Here is a 16,843-nt window from a genome sequence, read left to right on the forward strand (position 1 = left end):
CGGCGGTATCCGGGCGGCAATGCCGTTTTCGCATCGTGGAAATCACGGTGCGCCGAATCCCGTACCAGCGGCGCCCGCGTGGAAATACGGTCCGATGCGCACGGCGATCTGGTGCATCGCGGGCACGACGGCCCGCACGAGATCCCGGTCGAGGCGGACCGAGCGCGCCTGCACACCCAGCGCGCCCCAGACCTGCCGGTCGGGTCCGAGCACCGGGACCGCGATCGCGCGGATCGGTTCGTCGCTGTCGATCTCCTCGACCGCGAACCCGCGCCTGCGCACCGTGTCGAACAGTTCGCCGGTAGTCGCGTCGCCCCTGGCCGGGGTGTGCGCGAGCAGTGCGTGGCCGACCGCGCTGCTGGACAGCGGGCTGCGCTCCTGCGGAATCTGGTTGTGGCAGAAGTACACCGGTGGCCGCGCCTGGAAGACGGTGAGCGCCTCTTCCGCGTCGGGCACGCTCAAACTGACGGTGATCTTGATACCGGCGGCGAGCGCGTACAGATGGGGCGCGGCGGCGTCGAGACCGAGCCGGGAGAGCGCGGGGCGCGCCAGGCAGGCCAGTCCGTGCCCGATCCGGTAGCGATCGGTGGCCGGATCCTGTTCGAGCAGCCTGCCCCGGACGAGCGCTTGGGCCAGCCGGAAGGTGGTGCTGACGGGTAATCCCGCCCGCTGCGCGAGTTCGCTGAGCGACAATTCGGGATCGCTGCCCTGGAAGCAGTTCAGCACGTGCACCGCGCGGTCGACTGCTTGCGCGCCGGAGCGCGGCGGTTCGGTGGCGGTCATGGCGGCTCCCTCTCGACGAAGTGCCGTGAACTATCGCCAACGCCGTGATCAGGCGCAATCCTTCCGCGCACCGATAGCGGAATTCGAGCGGTGCGCGGCGGCTCAGTCGCCGTCGGCCCGCACCGGGGCGACGGGCGGCGAGAGCCGGATGACGCCCGCGTCGAGATCGACGTCGAGGCGGGGTTCGCGCTCCTGGCCGTTGCTGTCGCCGCTGCCCTCGTTCTGCAGCTTCTTGCCCGGAAACAGCTCGCCCATGATGCCCACGGCTCCACGATAGCCGCGGGCACCGGCGCGACCTCACCAGAAGCGCGGTGTCAGTCCCCAGTCGCCGAACTCGGCGGCGAGCAGGTCCTGCAGCGCCGCGCGGGTCGGGAAGCGGTCGGGGTCGCCACCGGTGACCACCAGGGTGACGGTGTCGTCGTCGCAGGAGAACGCCAGGTTGACGCCCACTTCCACCTGCCGGAACAGCTCGACCGGGCCGGGATTGACCACGGGGCGCATGATCACGTCGCGCGCCCGGTGCTCGCCGAGCACAGCGATGTTCTGGGCGGTGCGCCCCATGTTCGTGCACAGGCACTCGGGCGCCTTGGCGGTCCGCGCGAACTTGTGCAGCACCACCTTCGGCAGCAGCATCTGGACCGGCTGCAGATGCTGGATCGGTGGGATGGTCGCGGGATCGCGGTAGGCCAGGCCCGCGGCCTTGAGCGCGGCGCGGACCGCGGGCAGATCGGCCCGCGCACCGGCGCGGTAGGTGACGCTGATCGGCAGCCCGGTGGTGGCGTTGGCCCGCGGATCGTCGGCGACCCGCATCGAATGCGGGATGTCCACGCGGACGTCGGCGCCGTCGGCGATCCGGCCGCTGCGCCCGAGCAGACCGACGGCGACACCGATCAGCAGACCGTTGGTGGTGCCGCCGTTGGCCGCGGCGACGGCGTCCCAGTCGGCGAGGTCGACCTGGACGATCGTCTCGGCGGCCTGCCAGGTCTCCGCGTGCGGCAGGCGAGGTTCGGCCGGGCGCGGATTGCGGGCGGGCTCGCTGACCCCGCGGGCGCGGCGGGCCAGACGCACCCCACGCGCGACCGCGCGCACCTGTCCCACCGCGTCGGCGATGTCGGCGGCGAAGCGGCCGGGGCCGGCGACCGGGCCGACCAGATGGCCCGCGCTCGCGGCCCGGTCGGGGGTCTCGCCGCGATTGAGCCGGTCCAGCGAGTCGACGATCGCGTGCATCATCCCGCCGCCGTCGCAGGCGACATGCGAGGCGACCAGGGTGACGACGGTGCCGCCGGACTCCGTGTGCGCGCCCGCAAGCTGCCACACCAGGCCGCGCTCGGGGTCGAACTCCACCGCGGCCTGCTCGAGGAACCACTCCAGCACCCGGTCGTCGGGCAGCGGCGTGGGCGACCAGATCAGCGGCAGCGACTCCGTGGCCGGCTCCCAGTGCGCCCGAGCGATCGGGAACCGGGTGGTGCGGACCTTGCGGGCGATGAATCCGGTGGCCAGGTGCGCGTGCCAGCGCCGCAGCAGGTCGGGGTCGAGCCGCTCGTCGAAGCGGTAGGCCAGCTGATTGACCAGCGCGTTCGGGTAGAGGCTGTGCAGCTTGAAGAACAGGTCGTCGTCGGCGGTGATCCGGTTGAGGCCGGCCGGTCCGGTGGCGACGGCCGCGACGGCGGGGGAGGTGACGGTCATCGGGAACTCCTCATCGGGAACGGAGAGTGCGCACGGTCAGCGGCGCGAAGACAGCGACGACGACCACCGAGGCCACCAGCGACCAGCACGCGTCGGCACCGACGGTGCCCGCGGCGGCCAGCTCGCGCACGGCGGAGACCAGGTAGGACACCGGATTGACGTCCGAGACGTGCTGCATCCAGGTGGGCATGGATTCCTCGGGCACCAGGGCGTTGGAGGCGAAGCCGAGGAAGGTCAGGACCAGCATGCACATGCCCTGCACGGCGGCGGGCCGGGCGACGGTCGCGCCGATGAAGGCGAACAGCCAGCTGATCGCGGTCGTCGCGAAGACGACCAGCACGGCACCGGCGAGGAACCCGGCGGTGTGCTCGGGCCGGTAGCCCATGCAGAAGCCGACGATCACCACCGTCGTCGCGGCGATCAGGTACCGCACCGTGCCCGCCAGCAATGCCCCGGCAACCGGAGCGGAGCGGGCGATCGGCATGGCGACGAAGCGGTCGAAGACCCCGGAATGGATGTCCTCGGACAGCTGCACGCCGGTGGCGACCGAGGAGGTGAGCACGATCTGCACCAGCACGCCTGGAATCATGATCGGGAGATAGGCCGCCATGCTGCCCGCGATGGCGGTGCCGAAGATGCTGCCGAACAGCACCGGGCCGACGATCGGCAGCAGGATGGCGTCGTAGAGCAGCTGGGGGCTGTGCCGGAAGGTGAGCAGGCCACGCCACGCCATCATCAGCGCGTGCTGTACCGCCGCGAGCGCGCCGACCCGGGTGATCCGCGGCGCGCGCACGACCTGCGGCGGCGTCGTGCCGGTGTGGGTGGTGAGAGTCATTGCGCTGCTCGACCTTTCACGGAGGGCGGTCATGCCGCGTCGACGGTGTCGGCGGTGCGGGCGTGTCCGGTCAGCGACAGGAACACCTCGTTGAGGTCGGGCCGGTCGACCGCGAAACCCCGCAGGGTGATGCCCGCGGCGCGGCAGGCGGCGACGATGTCGGCGCCGAGCGCGACATCGGGCAGCGCGACCGTCAGCGTGCCGGTGGAGGAGCCCTCGGGGACCTCGCCGGTGAGTTCCTGGATCAGCGACTCGGCGCGGCGCAGGTCCGCGGTGTCGGGGATGTCCAGGCGCAGGACCTGTTCGCCGATCGAGGCCTTGAGCTCGGCGGCCGTCCCCTCGGCGACGAGGGTGCCGCGATCGATCACCGCGATCCGGTCGGCCAGCGCGTCGGCTTCCTCGAGGTACTGGGTGGTGAGCAGCACGGTCGCGCCGCGTTCGACGAGTCCGCGCACGATGCCCCACATGCGGTCGCGGGTGTGCGGGTCCAGACCGGTGGTCGGTTCGTCGAGGAAGATCAACGGGGGCACGGTGATCAGCGTCGCGGCCAGATCCAGGCGGCGGCGCATCCCGCCGGAGAACGCGGAGACGCTGCGGCGCGCGACGGCCGAGAGCTCGAACTCCTCCAGCAGCTCGTCGCTGCGCGCGGCGGCGGCCCGGCGGGACAGGCCGAGCAGGCGGCCGAACAGGCGCAGATTCTCACCGGCGGTGAGGGTTTCGTCGACGGAGGCGTATTGCCCGGTGAGCCCGATCATCGAGCGCACGGCGGTCGCTTCGCGCACCACGTCGAAGCCGAACACCTCGGCGCTGCCACGATCGGGGCGCAGCAGCGTCGCGAGCATGCGGACCGTGGTGGTCTTGCCCGCGCCGTTGGGGCCGAGCATCGCGAAGACCGAACCGGCCGGGATGCTGAGATCGATACCGCCGACGGCGGTGAAGTCGCCGTAGGATTTGCCGAGTCCGCTGGTGCGGACGGCGATGTCGGTGGTCACAGGGGCCTCCCGGCATGGTCGAGTTCGGGGGTCGGGAAGGTCAGGGGCACCAGGGTTTCCACCTCGTCGGCGGCCAGGGCGACGCCCCGCCGGGGGAACGCGTGCGCGTACGCGGTGGCGCGCGCGACCACCTCCGGGTCGGCGACGCGGTCCAGCAGGGCGGTGAGCCGGTCGGCGGTCAGCTCCGCGGCGCGCAGGGTGCCGGCCAGGCCCAGCCGGGCCAGCGCCCGGCCCCAGTACGGCTGATCGGCCTGGATCGAGCAGATCACCTGCGGCACCCCGGCGCGCAGCGCGGCGGCGGTGGTACCCGCCCCGCCGTGGTGCACCGCGGCGACACAGCGCCCGAACACCGCGGCGTGGTCGACCTGCTCGACGATCGCGACCTCGGGGGACAGCTCCGGCTCCAGGCCCGCCCAGCCCGCGGCCAGCAGCAGCCGCCTGCCCCGCCGGGCGCAGACCGTGCGCAGCATCGCCACCAGAGCCGCCGGATCGTCGACGGCCATCGAGCCGAAGCCGACATAGATCGGCGCGGGGCCCGCGTCGAGCCACGCGGTGAGCGCGGGATCGGCGGGGCCGCCGAGGAACCCGTCGGTGTCGACGGCGAAACCGGTGATGGGATGCCGCTCGGGCAGTTCGGCCGCCAGCCCGGGGAACAGGTCGATGTCGTAGGCCTGGATCGAGACCCGGCCCGGCAGTGGATGTTCCACGATGCCGAACTCGGCGAGCGGCTCGGCCAGCGCGGCATCGCGCGCCCACCGCAGTCCGGACCAGATCCGCCGGTTGAGCGCGCCGGGAATCCGGGCGCCCCACGCGGTGGGGACGACCGGCACCGAGCGATTCGGGTGGATGGGAAAGAAGTGCACCGCGGCCAGCGGCAGGCCGACCCGCCGGGCGGCCTTCTCGGCCGCCTCCTCGCCCGCCATCCCCGTCACCAGCACGTCGTGACCCGGCGCGAGCGCGAGCAGGTCGCGCACCGCCTCGGCCACGCCACGCCGCTGCAGATCCAGCACGGCCCGCAGCCGCTGACGCGGGCTGGGGCTGCGGAACCGCCGGTCGTCGTGCTGGGTGCGCAGCAGCTCGGCGCTGTCGCGACCGAAGCCGACGGCGGGAATGCCGTGCGCGGTGGCGAAGTCGACGAGATTGGGGGAGAGGGCGAGCGTCACCGAGTGCCCGCGAGCCAGGAGCTCGCGGGCCAGCAGGATGCCGGGTTGGGCATCGCCACGGCTGCCGGTGAAGGCCAGCAGTGCACGCATCGTCAGCCCGCGCTCAGCGCTGCCGACGCGGTGTCGGCGACCGGGGCGCTCGCGACGGGCGCCGCGAGGGTGGTGACCGCGTAGATGGCCCTGGCGAATTCGGTGAGGAAGCGATCCATCACCTCGGCGGCCAGGCCGGCCGGGTAGCGGGTGGACACGTAGAGGCCCTCGGGGCCGCGCACGACCCAGAAGTACACCTCGTCGGTGGAGTACGACACCGCGCGCAGGGTTCGTCCGCGCAGGTCGGCGACCAGTTCGTAGTCCGGCAGCATCCGGATGTCGAGGAACGAGGCGCCGAAGGTCGGGCCCTCGAGCGCCCCCGCCATCGCCAGCGACCGGCCCCACGAGGCGTCGTTGCAGATGTGGGCGCGCTTGAGGGCGGCCCGGGTGACGTCGAGCGCGGCGCCCATGTCGGCGCCCGCGGGCAGGGTGATGTCGACCGGCACCACGTTGACGAACCAGCCCATCGACTCGAGCCAGGTCAGGTCGGGGCGGGTCGCGATCGGCATGATGGTGCGGAACCGGTCGTCGCCGAACACCTCTCGCGAGGCGGCGGCCAGCGCGGCGAAGACGGTGACCGAGAGCCGGTGCTTGAGCCGGTCGAGCGCCTCCTCGACCTCTTCGAGCTGGTCGAGGGTCAGCAGCGTGCGCGAGACACTGGGCTGGGCGTGCTCTCCGTCGAGTGCGGCCACCAGGCCCTCGGCGAAGCGGGGCATCGGCGAGCCGGGCGTGCCGACGAAGTCGCGCCACACCGCGACGGCGGGGGAGTCGGGGGTGAGTTCCTCGGCGGCGGCGCGTTCGACGGCGGCGAAGTCGGCGGCGCTGCCGAAGGTGGCCGAATCGCGGATCTCCCCGCCGTCGCGCACCGCGGTGTAGAGGGTGCGCAGCTCGAGGATCAGCACGGCCTGGGAGTAGGCGTCGAGCACCGAGTGATCGGCGGCGACCAGGACGGTGAAGTCGTCGGTGTCGTGGGCGACGGTGGCCACCAGCAGATGCGGCCAGATCAGCGGCGACAGCCGCAGTTCCAGCGTGTCGCACAGGAATTCGTTGATCAGGTCACCGTCGGTGAGTTCGGGGACCGGCGCCGAGGCGACCCGCACGGTGCCGGGGGCGGTGGTGATCCGGTGGTAGTCGCCGTCGCCGGTGGGGGCGACCGTGGTGCGGAAGCCCTCGTGGCGGTCGTGCCACAGTTCCAGGGTCCTGGCCCACACCCGCGCGTCCAGCGGGGCGTCCATCTCGAAGATGGTGCCGATCCAGCGGCCGCGACCGGGGGTGGGATCCTCGGGATCGAGGAAGCCGAGGTACTGGGAGTGCACGCTGGCGAGCGGGCGTTCGTCGTCGTACCACGAGCCGGTGTCGGCCAGCTCCGGGGTCCAGATGGACAGGGCGCCGGAGCGGATCGTGAATTCGGACAGATGGGTGTATTCCATGCGGGGTCACCTCGAGGTGCAGTGCATGCCGAAGACGGCGCGAACGGGGATGTCGGTGACCGCGGTCGCGTCACCGGATGTTGCTCTGGATCCCGCACCGGATGTAGCTGGCGAACCCTGGGCTATCCCGAGTCTATAACTCTGAGAGTTTTCTGAAATATGCGTTAGTCACAACTGGCCTATGTGAAGAAGCTCACTTTCAATTTGTCTCGGAACGCCAGCGTAACCCGGTGCCCCTGAAGTAAGGGGGTTTCAGTTCAGAAAGTCCGGAACCGAATCGGTGGATGGGCCCTGACCTGTGGTTATGTCGTGACAGTCGGCCCGTACTCGGCGAGCACGGTGCCGTGGCGGACCACGCCGGAGAGCCCGGGGAGCTCCGTCGGGGGCGTCCAGGACCGGAATCCGTCGTAGCTGTCGCTGTAGACATAGCGGCCGTCGGTGTAGGCGTCGAGGTAGATCCGGTGCCCGCCGCCGGGCAGGCGGACCACCGACTGACCCTCACACGGACCGCCCCAGCCGGCCCAGTCGCCGGTGGCCGCGAAGGAATAGGGGCCGATCGGGCGGTCGGCCACGGCCAGTTCGATCAGCTTGCTGTCCTCGTTCTTGACGAACGCGAACAACCGGCCCGCCAGCCGGACCAGGGTGGTGTCGATGTAGCCGAGAGACCCCGGTCCGCCGGGGCCGAGGCCGAGCAGCGGCACCGGTGGCGCCCAGGTCGTCAGGCCGGGGTCGAGCGGGATCAGCAGGTGCGGGGTGAAGCCGTGGCCCCAGGTGAGCGAGACGATGATGCCGACGCGGCCCGCGGCGTCGGCGTACCACTCCGGCGCCCACGCGCCGTCGAGCCTGCCCGCCACCAGCATGGGCACCGGGGCCATGGCGGTCCAGGTGATCCGGTCGAGGCTGTGCGCCAGGCCGATCGCGGTGGCGTCACCGGCGATCGTGTAGGTGAGGTAGTAGCGGCCGTCGGTGTGCCGCAGGATGCTCGGATCGCGGACCAGGCCCGTGGGTGAGGTGTAGGCGTACTCGTCGACGGGGGTGAACGCCGTGCCGTCGGCCGACTCGTACACCGCCAGCGTGGTGTCGCTGTCGGCGCGGAAGGCGGTCATCGTGTAGCGGGTGGGCGTGCGGTCGGGGTCGATCCCGACACCGGGACCGAGCGCGGATTGCGCCCGCGCGGCGCCCGCTGCCAGCAGGGGCACTCCGGCCAGTAGTGCGAGTGCGGATCGTCGGCCCACCGTCATCGCCATGACCTGGGATTATCCGATCGCGAACGGGTCGGGCCGCGCAGGCGCGCCGCGACGAACTCAGCCGCGCACCGCGACCGGGTCGGTGTCCGGCGCGGCCGGAGCGGCGGCGATCGGCATCTTCGCGTCGAGCGCCAGTCCGAGCAGGCCGATCGAGAGGCAGACCGCCGAGACGACGACCGCGATCGGATCGGTGTGGCCCGCCAGGGAGCCGGCCAGGACGACCGTCGAGATGGTGCCCGGCGCCGAGCCGACGAGGGTGGCTGCCAGATAGGGCAGCACCCGCACCGAGGACAGGCCACAGCAGTAGTTGACGATCGAGAACGGCGCGAGCGGGATCATCCGCAGCGCGGCCACCGCGAGCCAGCCGCGCTGGGCCAGGCGGTCATCGATCGCGCGCACCGCCGGGTGGTGCAGATGCCCGGCGACCCGGTCCCGGCCGAGCGCGCGGACGCCCAGCAGCGCCAGTGTCGCGCTGATCCCGGTCGCGCCCAGCGCGACGATCGACCCGAGCACCGGACCGAACAGGACACCACTGGTCACGGTCAGCACGGTGCGCGGCACCGGCGCCACCGCGACCAGCGCGTAGAAGAGGAAGAACAGCAGCGGCAGCAGCGGACCCGCGCCGCCCGCCCACTCCCTGATCTGCTGCGGGCCGGGCAGCGGGACCATCATCGCCACCACGAACAGCACGGCGACCCCGGCCAGAGCCATGAGCAGGCGCGGGGAGCGGATCAGTCGGGACACCGGGTAAGCGTACCGGCCGGTAGGGGATGGCCGGAGAGAGTGGACAGAGTGTCACAGTTAGCATCATGTAAGAACCGGACACATCCTGGTTCGCCGCAGTATTCCGCTGCTGGGCTGATGCTGCCGGATCGGCAGTACACCGGGATGCGGTCGTCGAATGGAAGAGAGAACAGCAGCTATGCCGATTGGTTCAGAGTCCGGGGCGGGACTCGCGCCGGATCCGGTGCCCGAGTACGCCGCGTGGCGCAAGGGTGTGGCGGGCGTGCTGGCGAAGGCGCGACGGGTCGAGGTCGCCGAGCTCCCGGCGGAGCCCGAGCATCTGCTCGACGAGACCACCTATGACGGGCTGACCATCGCCCCGCTCTACACCCGCCGCGACGAGCTGCCCGAGCAGCCGCTGCCCGGCGCGTTCCCGTTCGTGCGCGGTGGCAGTGCCACCCGCGACCCGCAGCGCGGCTGGTTCGTCGCCGCGTTCGCCGGCTCGGCGGATGCCGCGGCCACCAACCGGACGATTCTCGGCTGGCTGGAGAACGGCGTCAGCGCCGTGTCGCTCGGGATCGGCGCCGACGGCGTCGCGCCCGCCGACATCCCCACCGCGCTGACCGGCCTGCTCTTCGAGCTGGCCCCGCTGACCCTGGCCGCGGGCGCCGACGTCGAGGCCGCCGCCGCGCAGGTCTTCACGGTGCTCGACGGCTACCAGCTCGCCGAGCGCGCGCAGATCCAGGTCGGCCTGGGTGCCGCGCCGCTGACCAGCGCCTTCGCCGGCACCGCCGACATCGACACCGATCAAGCCGTCGCCCTGGCGGCGCGCGCGATCGCCCGCCCGGAGACCGTCCGCGCGATCACGGTGGACGGCACCGCCTTCCACAATGCCGGCGCCGCCGACGCGCAGGAACTGGGCGCGTCCGTCGCGGCCGGTCTCGCGTACCTGCGCGCGCTGACCGCCGCCGGTGTCGACATCGCCGACGCGTTCGGCCAGCTCGAGTTCCGCTTCGCGGCCACCGACGACCAGTTCGCCACCATCGCGAAATTCCGTGCGGTCCGGCGCCTCTGGGCGCGCGTCGCGCAGGTGTGCGGTGCGCCCGCCTTCGGCGCGGCCCCGCAGCACGCGGTCACCTCGGCCGCCATGATGACCCAGCGCGACCCGTGGGTGAACCTGCTGCGCACGACCCTGGCCGCCTTCGGGGCCGGTGTCGGTGGCGCCGACTCGGTCACCGTGGCGCCGTTCGACTCCGCCCTGCCCGCGGGTGAACTCGGTGTCTCGCAGTCGTTCTCGGAGCGCATGGCCCGCAATATCCAGCTGCTGCTGCTGGAGGAGTCGCGCCTCGGGCACGTCCAGGACCCGGCCGCCGGCTCCTGGTACGTCGACTCCCTGACCGACGACCTGGCCGCCAAGGCCTGGGAGTTCATGCAGGAGATCGAGGCCGCCGGCGGTTACCCCGCCGCGCTCGCCGCGGGCCTGGTCGCCGACCGCATCGCCGAGACCGCCGCCAGCCGCGCGGCCGACATCGCGCACCGCAAGACCGCGGTCACCGGTGTCAACGAGTTCCCCAACCTGGCCGAGACCCCGCTCTCGGAGCAGGCCCGCGCCGGGGATTCGGTCGCGCGCTACGGCGCCGCGTTCGAGTCGCTGCGCAACCGCTCCGACGCGTTCCTCGCGGCCACCGGCGCCCGGCCGAAGGCGTTGATCGTGCCGCTCGGCCCGGTCGCCGAACACAACGCGCGCACGATCTTCACCGCGAACGTGCTGGCCTCCGGCGGGATCGAGTCGGTCAACCCCGGCCCGCTCACCGTCGACGGGATCGCCGCGGCCGCCACCGAATCCGGCGCGCCCATCGCGGTGCTGTGCGGAGCGGACAAGCGCTACGGCGAGGAAGCGGGCGCCGCGGTCGAGGCCCTGCGCGCCGCGGGCATCGACACGGTCCTGCTGGCCGGACCGGAGAAGTCGGTCGCGCAGTACAGCGGTACACAGCGTCCCGACGGGTACCTGACCCTGCGCATCGACGCGGTCGCGGTCCTGTCGCAGCTGCTGGAGAAGGTGGGAGCCTGATGACGACATCCGATATCGAGCACCTGATCGGTAGTTTCGCCGCGGTGCCGCTCACCGAGCACGCGCCGACGGCCGCCGAGGTCGACGACGCGCAGGTGAAGGAGTTCGTGGCCGAGGCCGCCGCGGCCAACCACACCACCGCCGATCAGCTCACCTGGGCCACGCCCGAGGGCATCGACGTGCCGCCGGTGTTCACCAAGGCCGACCGCGATGCCGTTGTCGCGCAGGGCTATCCGCTGGACACGGTGCCCGGTGTGGCGCCGTTCCTGCGCGGTCCCTACCCGACCATGTACGTCAACCAGCCGTGGACCATCCGCCAGTACGCGGGTTTCTCCACCGCCGCCGACTCCAACGCCTTCTACCGCCGCAACCTGCAGGCCGGTCAGAAGGGTCTGTCGGTCGCCTTCGACCTGGCGACGCACCGTGGCTACGACTCCGACCACCCGCGCGTGCAGGGTGACGTCGGCATGGCCGGTGTCGCGATCGACTCGATCCTGGACATGCGCCAGCTGTTCGATCAGATCCCGCTGGACCAGGTGTCGGTGTCGATGACCATGAACGGCGCGGTGCTGCCGATCCTGGCGCTCTACGTCGTCGCCGCCGAGGAGCAGGGCGTCACGCCCGCACAGCTGGCCGGAACCATTCAGAACGACATTCTGAAAGAGTTCATGGTCCGCAACACCTACATCTACCCGCCCAAGCCCTCGATGCGGATCATCTCCGACATCTTCGCCTTCACCAGCGCCGAGATGCCGAAGTTCAACTCGATCTCCATCTCCGGCTACCACATCCAGGAAGCCGGTGCCACGGCCGATCTGGAGCTGGCCTACACCCTCGCCGACGGCGTGGAGTACATCCGGGCCGGTATCGCGGCGGGCATGGACGTCGACAAGTTCGCCCCGCGGCTGTCGTTCTTCTGGGCCATCGGCATGAACTTCTTCATGGAGGTCGCCAAGCTGCGCGCGGGCCGGCTGCTGTGGAGCGAGCTGGTCTCGAAGTTCGAGCCCAAGAGCGCGAAATCGCTGTCGCTGCGTACTCATTCGCAGACCTCGGGCTGGTCGCTGACCGCGCAGGACGCCTACAACAACGTGGCGCGCACCTGCATCGAGGCGATGGCCGCGACCCAGGGCCACACCCAGTCGCTGCACACCAACGCCCTCGACGAGGCACTCGCCCTGCCGACGGACTTCTCCGCCCGCATCGCCCGCAACACCCAGCTGCTGATCCAGCAGGAGTCCAACACCACGCGCCCGATCGACCCGTGGGGTGGCTCGTACTACGTGGAGTGGCTCACCCACCAGCTCGCCGAGCGCGCCCGCGCGCACATCGCCGAGGTGGAGGCGCACGGCGGGATGGCGCAGGCGATCTCGGAGGGTATTCCGAAGCTGCGCATCGAAGAGGCGGCCGCGCGCACCCAGGCGCGCATCGACACCGGCCAGCAGCCGGTGATCGGCGTCAACAAGTACCAGGTCGAAGAGGACCAGCAGGTCGAGGTCCTCAAGGTCGAGAACTCGCGCGTGCGCGCCGAGCAGATCGAGAAGCTGGAACGCCTGCGCGCCGAACGTGATTCGGCCGCCGTCGAGGCCGCGCTGGCCAACCTGACCCGCGCCGCCGCCTCGTCCGAGGGCGGGATGGAGAACAACCTGCTCGCGCTGGCCATCGACGCCGCCCGCGCCAAGGCCACCGTCGGTGAGATCTCCGACGCACTGGAGAAGGTCTACGGTCGCCATCAGGCCGAAATCCGTACGCTCTCCGGTGTGTACCGTGACGAAGCAGGCAAGGCTTCCAACATCGGCGCGGCCATCGCGCTCGTCGAGGAGTTCGCCGAGGCCGAGGGCCGGCGCCCGCGCATCCTGGTCGCCAAGATGGGCCAGGACGGCCACGACCGCGGCCAGAAGGTGATCGCCACCGCGTTCGCCGACCTGGGCATGGACGTCGATGTGGGCCCGCTGTTCCAGACCCCCGAAGAGGTGGCGCGCCAGGCGGCCGACAACGACGTGCACATCGTCGGTGTCTCCTCGCTGGCCGCGGGTCACCTCACGCTGGTGCCCGCCCTGCGGCAGGCGCTGGCCGAGGTCGGTCGCCCCGACATCATGGTCATCGTCGGCGGTGTCATCCCGCCCGGCGACTTCGACGAGCTGTACGAGGCGGGCGCCGCGGCGATCTTCCCGCCCGGCACGGTCATCGCCGACGCGGCCATCGACCTGTTGAAGAAGCTGGGTGCCTCGCTCGGACACGAGATCGGCGGCGGCGCGCAGGCATGACCGGTGAGCGCCCGGAGGCGGTAGCCGGCGTCACGACGAAGGGTGCCCGAGCATGCCGTTGGGGAACACGATGAGCGAGGCCGCACAGGGAGGCGGGGGTGCCGTGGCGCACCCCCGGCTCGGCACCACCGCGGGTGTCGGGGCCCCGCGCAACGAAGGCAGGACCGTCGCCCGTGCCGCGCGCACGATCGATATCGGTGAACTCGCCGACGGGATCCGCGCGGGTCAGCGTGCTCCGCTGGCCCGGGCGATCACGCTGGTCGAATCGACCCGCGCCGATCATCGGGAGCTGGCCCAGCAGTTGCTGCTGCGGTTGGGGACCGAGCCGGGCACGGTCGTGTCGAACCGGGTCGGTATCACCGGTGTTCCGGGCGTGGGCAAGTCGACCTTCATCGATGCGCTCGGGATGTACCTGCTCGGCAAGGGGCATCGGGTGGCGGTGCTGGCCGTCGACCCGTCCTCGACTCGTACCGGCGGCTCGATCCTCGGCGACAAGACCCGGATGGCGCGGCTGTCGCTGGAGGCCGACGCGTTCATCCGGCCCTCGCCGACGGCGGGCACGCTCGGCGGCGTCGCCAAGGCGACCCGCGAGACCATCGTGCTGCTCGAGGCCGCGGGCTACGACGTGATCCTGGTGGAGACCGTCGGCGTCGGCCAATCCGAGGTGACCGTCGCCAATATGGTCGACGTGTTCTGTTTCCTCACCCTGGCCCGCACCGGTGACCAGTTGCAGGGCATCAAGAAGGGTGTGCTGGAGCTGGCCGAGCTGGTCGCGGTGAACAAGGCCGACGGCAAGCACGAGATCGAGGCCAAGGCCGCCGCGCGCGAGCTGGCGGGCGCCCTGCGCCTGATCCACCCGCACGACGCCCTCTGGCGGCCGCCGGTGCTCACCATGAGCGGCCTCGAAGGTGTCGGCCTCGACAAGTTCTGGGACACCGTCCTGGAACACCGCCGCGTCCTCACCGACGCGGGCGAGTTCGCCGAGAAGCGCCGCCGCCAGCAGGTCGACTGGACCTGGACCATGGTGCACGACCAGATCCTGCGTCGCCTCGCCGACAATCCGGCCGTGAAATCCGCACGCGCCCAGATCGAATCCGCCGTCCGCGACGGCACTCTCACCCCGGCGCTGGCCGCCGAGGAAATCCTGCGCGCTTTCGACGCCTGACAACTTTTCGCGACCCAGGGGTTGCGCGAAGTCTTGTCGGTGTGAATACTTAGGCATGTGCCTAAGTATTCGGGTGGTGAGTCGGACGGGGGACTGGACAGTGTCTTCCGGGCGCTGGCCGATCCGACACGGCGGGCGATCGTCGAGCGGCTCGCTCGGGGTCCGGCCTCGGTGTCGGATCTCGCGGCGCCGTTCGAGGTCGCGCTGCCGACGATCGTGCAGCACCTGAAGGCGCTGGAGGCCGGGCGGATCGTCAGCTCGGCCAAGATCGGGCGCGTGCGGACCTATCAGCTGGCGCCGGGGGCCTTCGGGTCCGCGATCGACTGGCTGCGGCAGCAGCGCCCACCGGCCGAGCGCCAGCTGGACCGGCTCACGGCACTACTCGTGGAATCAGCGAACAACGCAGAGAGAGAAGAACAATGAACAACACCGCTACCCGCTCCATCAACCACGCCCAGTTCACCATCGAGCGCGAGGTGCCCGTGGCGCCCGCGGTCGCGTTCCAGGCGTTCGCCGACCCCGCCATCAAGAGCAAGTGGTTCGGCGGCGAGGAGGGCTGGGAGCTCACCGAGGCCTCCGTCGACTTCCGGGTCGGTGGCATCGAGGTCAACGAGGGCGTCTTCCAGGAGACGGTGACCTCGCGCTTCGTCGCCACCTACACCGACATCGTCGCCGACGAACGCCTCGTCTACACCTACGACATGTGGCTCGACGGTGCCCACATCTCCACCTCGGTCGCCACCTGGGAGTTCGAGCCGACCAGCACCGGCACCAAGCTCACCCTCGTCGAGTTCGGCGCCCACCTCGACGGCCACGACACCGGCGCCCAGCGGGAAGAGGGCACCCGCGAACTGGTCGCCGCCCTCGCGAAGTACCTCGAATCCGTCGCCTGATCACCCGTGACCCATGTCCATCCGCATCGGGGCGGGCCGCTGCCCCGGCGCTAGGACCAGGAACTGGCCCATCATGCCCTGGTCCTCGTGATGCAGCAGGTGGCAGTGGTACATGTAGGGGAAGGTCGGGTCGGTGTGATCGGCGAAGTGCATGGCCAGGGTGTACGTGGCGCCCGGTGCCGTGTACACGGTGTCCTTCCAGCCGGAAAGCGCTGGGGGCGGCGGATTTCCGTCGATCGCGAGGATCTGGAACTGGACATCGTGGATGTGGAAGTTGTGCGGCCAGTTGTCCTCGTTGCGGACCGACCAGACCTCGGTGGTGTCGACCGGGATCGTCAGATCGATGCGGTTCATGTCCATCCGGCGGTTGTTGATCATGAACCACCGCAAGGCGAAGGTCCGGGTCGGCGCGGTGTTCGCTGTGGCGAGCGGCCGGATCGGTACGAGCGCCGCGGGCACGGCCGCGGTGGGGCGCAGGGTGTCGGCGCCCCGGAGGGCGAGGATGTCGAAGGTGTCGTCGAAACCGAACTCGGCCGCGCGATCGATCCCCGCGCGGTCCTCGATCGGGAGCGACCGTAACGTGACGTTCTCACCGGCGCGGACGGTGACGACGATCTCCGCCCTTTCCCCGGGGCTGAGCTGGATTCGGGACAGCGCAACGGGTTCCGGGAGCAGGCCACCGTCGGTGGCGATCAACTGAAACGTCCGGCCGTCGCCGAGCGCCAGGTGGTACAGGCGGCCCGACGATCCGTTGAGGACACGCAGCCGCACCCGCTCGGTGGTGACGTCGAGATGGGCGCCGACGATGCCGTTGGTGACGATGGTGTCGCCCAGCAGGCCGACATCGGTGGCGTCGGATTCGTCGATGCCGCCGTCGGCGGTGAACCGGCGGTCCTGGATCACCAGCGGGATATCGTCCACGCCATAGGTTTTCGGCAGGTCCAGCGCATCGGACGGATCGTCGTCGAGCAGGAAGAAGCCGGCCAGTCCGCGGTGGACGTGTTTCTCGGTCGCGCTGTGCGGATGCGGGTGGTACCAGAGCGTGGCCGCCTGCTGGGCCACCGTCCAGCTCGGCGTCCACACCGCCCCGGGCGCGATCATCTGATGCGGTCCGCCGTCGACCGCGGCGGGCACGTGCATCCCGTGCCAGTGCACCGACGTCGGTTCGGGCAGGTCGTTGGTCACCGTGACACCGACCCGCTCCCCGCGGCGGGCCCGCAGTGTCGGGCCGAGGACCGACCCGCTGTACCCCCAGGTCGCGGTGCGGGTGCCGGGCAGCATCTCGGTGCTTCCGGCCTGGGCCCGGAGCGTGAACCGGCGAACACCGTCGGTGCCGACAGTCGACGGCGCCTGCGGTGGGATCGGCAGCGGACGCGTGCCCGCCGGTGCCGCGGGGGAGGCCGTGCGGACCGAGCATCCGACGGCATAGGCGAGCGGGGTGAGGGCGAGCCCGGTGAGGAAGCCTCGGCGGGAGACCACGTGTCGTACTCCTTGTCTGTGC

Annotated in this window: 15 protein-coding genes; 5 read left to right on the top strand and 10 right to left on the bottom strand. The window is 71.1% G+C overall.

All coding sequences use genetic code 11. The features are described from left to right. Positions 1-42: 42 nt before the first annotated feature. The 9 genes from AB0L91_RS18395 to AB0L91_RS18435 all read right to left on the bottom strand — a co-directional run bounded on the left by AB0L91_RS18395 (position 43) and on the right by AB0L91_RS18435 (position 8,970). Positions 43-783 carry a helix-turn-helix domain-containing protein gene (locus AB0L91_RS18395; protein ID WP_365011502.1) on the bottom strand — a complete coding sequence of 247 codons (741 nt, stop codon included), beginning with the start codon at positions 781-783 and terminating at the stop codon, positions 43-45. A 102-nt stretch (positions 784-885) separates the two neighbouring features. Then, on the bottom strand, positions 886-1,047 hold the full coding sequence (locus tag AB0L91_RS18400) for a hypothetical protein (RefSeq protein WP_365013722.1): 162 nt from the start codon (positions 1,045-1,047) through the stop codon (positions 886-888). Between the two features lie 33 nt (positions 1,048-1,080). Next, positions 1,081-2,469 (bottom strand): hypothetical protein, encoded by a 1,389-nt coding sequence (locus tag AB0L91_RS18405; protein WP_365011504.1) that lies wholly within the window; start codon positions 2,467-2,469, stop codon positions 1,081-1,083. A 10-nt stretch (positions 2,470-2,479) separates the two neighbouring features. Beyond that, positions 2,480-3,304, bottom strand: coding sequence for an ABC transporter permease (locus AB0L91_RS18410; RefSeq protein ID WP_365011506.1), 825 nt, complete (start codon positions 3,302-3,304; stop codon positions 2,480-2,482). 29 nt (positions 3,305-3,333) lie between these two features. Further along, entirely contained in the window at positions 3,334-4,296 is a 963-nt protein-coding gene (locus AB0L91_RS18415) for an ATP-binding cassette domain-containing protein (protein ID WP_365011508.1), read from the bottom strand. Further along, on the bottom strand, positions 4,293-5,549 hold the full coding sequence (locus AB0L91_RS18420; protein WP_365011510.1) for a glycosyltransferase: 1,257 nt from the start codon (positions 5,547-5,549) through the stop codon (positions 4,293-4,295). The genes AB0L91_RS18415 and AB0L91_RS18420 overlap by 4 nt, the downstream gene beginning before the upstream one ends. A 2-nt stretch (positions 5,550-5,551) precedes the next feature. Continuing rightward, on the bottom strand, positions 5,552-6,979 hold the full coding sequence (locus AB0L91_RS18425; protein ID WP_365011512.1) for a condensation domain-containing protein: 1,428 nt from the start codon (positions 6,977-6,979) through the stop codon (positions 5,552-5,554). A 302-nt stretch (positions 6,980-7,281) separates the two neighbouring features. After that, entirely contained in the window at positions 7,282-8,226 is a 945-nt protein-coding gene (locus tag AB0L91_RS18430) for a hypothetical protein (RefSeq protein WP_365011514.1), read from the bottom strand. 57 nt (positions 8,227-8,283) lie between these two features. Then, entirely contained in the window at positions 8,284-8,970 is a 687-nt protein-coding gene (locus AB0L91_RS18435) for a TVP38/TMEM64 family protein (RefSeq protein ID WP_357347359.1), read from the bottom strand. Positions 8,971-9,148: 178 nt separating this feature from the next. Between AB0L91_RS18435 and AB0L91_RS18440 the strand changes: the two genes are divergently transcribed. Genes AB0L91_RS18440 through AB0L91_RS18460 form a run of 5 tightly spaced genes read left to right on the top strand, consistent with a single transcriptional unit; the run spans position 9,149 to position 15,342 of the window. Beyond that, positions 9,149-11,020, top strand: a complete 1,872-nt coding sequence (locus AB0L91_RS18440) for a methylmalonyl-CoA mutase family protein (protein WP_365011516.1) — start codon at positions 9,149-9,151, stop codon at positions 11,018-11,020. Next, positions 11,020-13,284, top strand: coding sequence for a methylmalonyl-CoA mutase (gene scpA, locus AB0L91_RS18445; protein ID WP_365011518.1), 2,265 nt, complete (start codon positions 11,020-11,022; stop codon positions 13,282-13,284). The genes AB0L91_RS18440 and scpA overlap by 1 nt, the downstream gene beginning before the upstream one ends. Positions 13,285-13,336: 52 nt before the next feature. Continuing rightward, a complete protein-coding gene (gene meaB, locus AB0L91_RS18450; protein WP_365011520.1) occupies positions 13,337-14,449 on the top strand; it encodes a methylmalonyl Co-A mutase-associated GTPase MeaB in 1,113 nt (370 codons plus the stop codon). A 57-nt stretch (positions 14,450-14,506) separates the two neighbouring features. Next, on the top strand, positions 14,507-14,872 hold the full coding sequence (locus AB0L91_RS18455; RefSeq protein ID WP_357347353.1) for a metalloregulator ArsR/SmtB family transcription factor: 366 nt from the start codon (positions 14,507-14,509) through the stop codon (positions 14,870-14,872). After that, positions 14,869-15,342 carry an SRPBCC domain-containing protein gene (locus AB0L91_RS18460; RefSeq protein ID WP_355271818.1) on the top strand — a complete coding sequence of 158 codons (474 nt, stop codon included), beginning with the start codon at positions 14,869-14,871 and terminating at the stop codon, positions 15,340-15,342. Before AB0L91_RS18455 ends, AB0L91_RS18460 begins: the two co-directional genes overlap by 4 nt. On the opposite strand, the gene AB0L91_RS18465 is transcribed toward AB0L91_RS18460, so the two are convergent. After that, positions 15,343-16,821 (bottom strand): multicopper oxidase domain-containing protein, encoded by a 1,479-nt coding sequence (locus AB0L91_RS18465; protein WP_365011522.1) that lies wholly within the window; start codon positions 16,819-16,821, stop codon positions 15,343-15,345. It lies immediately after the preceding gene. Positions 16,822-16,843 lie beyond the last annotated feature (22 nt).

This window comes from Nocardia sp. NPDC051833 (genome assembly GCF_040681225.1).
Classification (GTDB): domain Bacteria; phylum Actinomycetota; class Actinomycetes; order Mycobacteriales; family Mycobacteriaceae; genus Nocardia.

Excerpts from the sequence above, each read along its gene's own strand:
- AB0L91_RS18460 (WP_355271818.1), top strand. The coding sequence starts at position 14,869 with ATGAACAACACCGCTACCCGCTCCATCAACCACGCCCAGTTCACCATC.
- AB0L91_RS18405 (WP_365011504.1), bottom strand. The coding sequence starts at position 2,469 with ATGACCGTCACCTCCCCCGCCGTCGCGGCCGTCGCCACCGGACCGGCC.
- AB0L91_RS18425 (WP_365011512.1), bottom strand. The coding sequence starts at position 6,979 with ATGGAATACACCCATCTGTCCGAATTCACGATCCGCTCCGGCGCCCTG.
- scpA (WP_365011518.1), top strand. The coding sequence starts at position 11,020 with ATGACGACATCCGATATCGAGCACCTGATCGGTAGTTTCGCCGCGGTG.
- meaB (WP_365011520.1), top strand. The coding sequence starts at position 13,337 with ATGCCGTTGGGGAACACGATGAGCGAGGCCGCACAGGGAGGCGGGGGT.
- AB0L91_RS18440 (WP_365011516.1), top strand. The coding sequence starts at position 9,149 with ATGCCGATTGGTTCAGAGTCCGGGGCGGGACTCGCGCCGGATCCGGTG.
- AB0L91_RS18395 (WP_365011502.1), bottom strand. The coding sequence starts at position 783 with ATGACCGCCACCGAACCGCCGCGCTCCGGCGCGCAAGCAGTCGACCGC.
- AB0L91_RS18410 (WP_365011506.1), bottom strand. The coding sequence starts at position 3,304 with ATGACTCTCACCACCCACACCGGCACGACGCCGCCGCAGGTCGTGCGC.
- AB0L91_RS18420 (WP_365011510.1), bottom strand. The coding sequence starts at position 5,549 with ATGCGTGCACTGCTGGCCTTCACCGGCAGCCGTGGCGATGCCCAACCC.
- AB0L91_RS18430 (WP_365011514.1), bottom strand. The coding sequence starts at position 8,226 with ATGGCGATGACGGTGGGCCGACGATCCGCACTCGCACTACTGGCCGGA.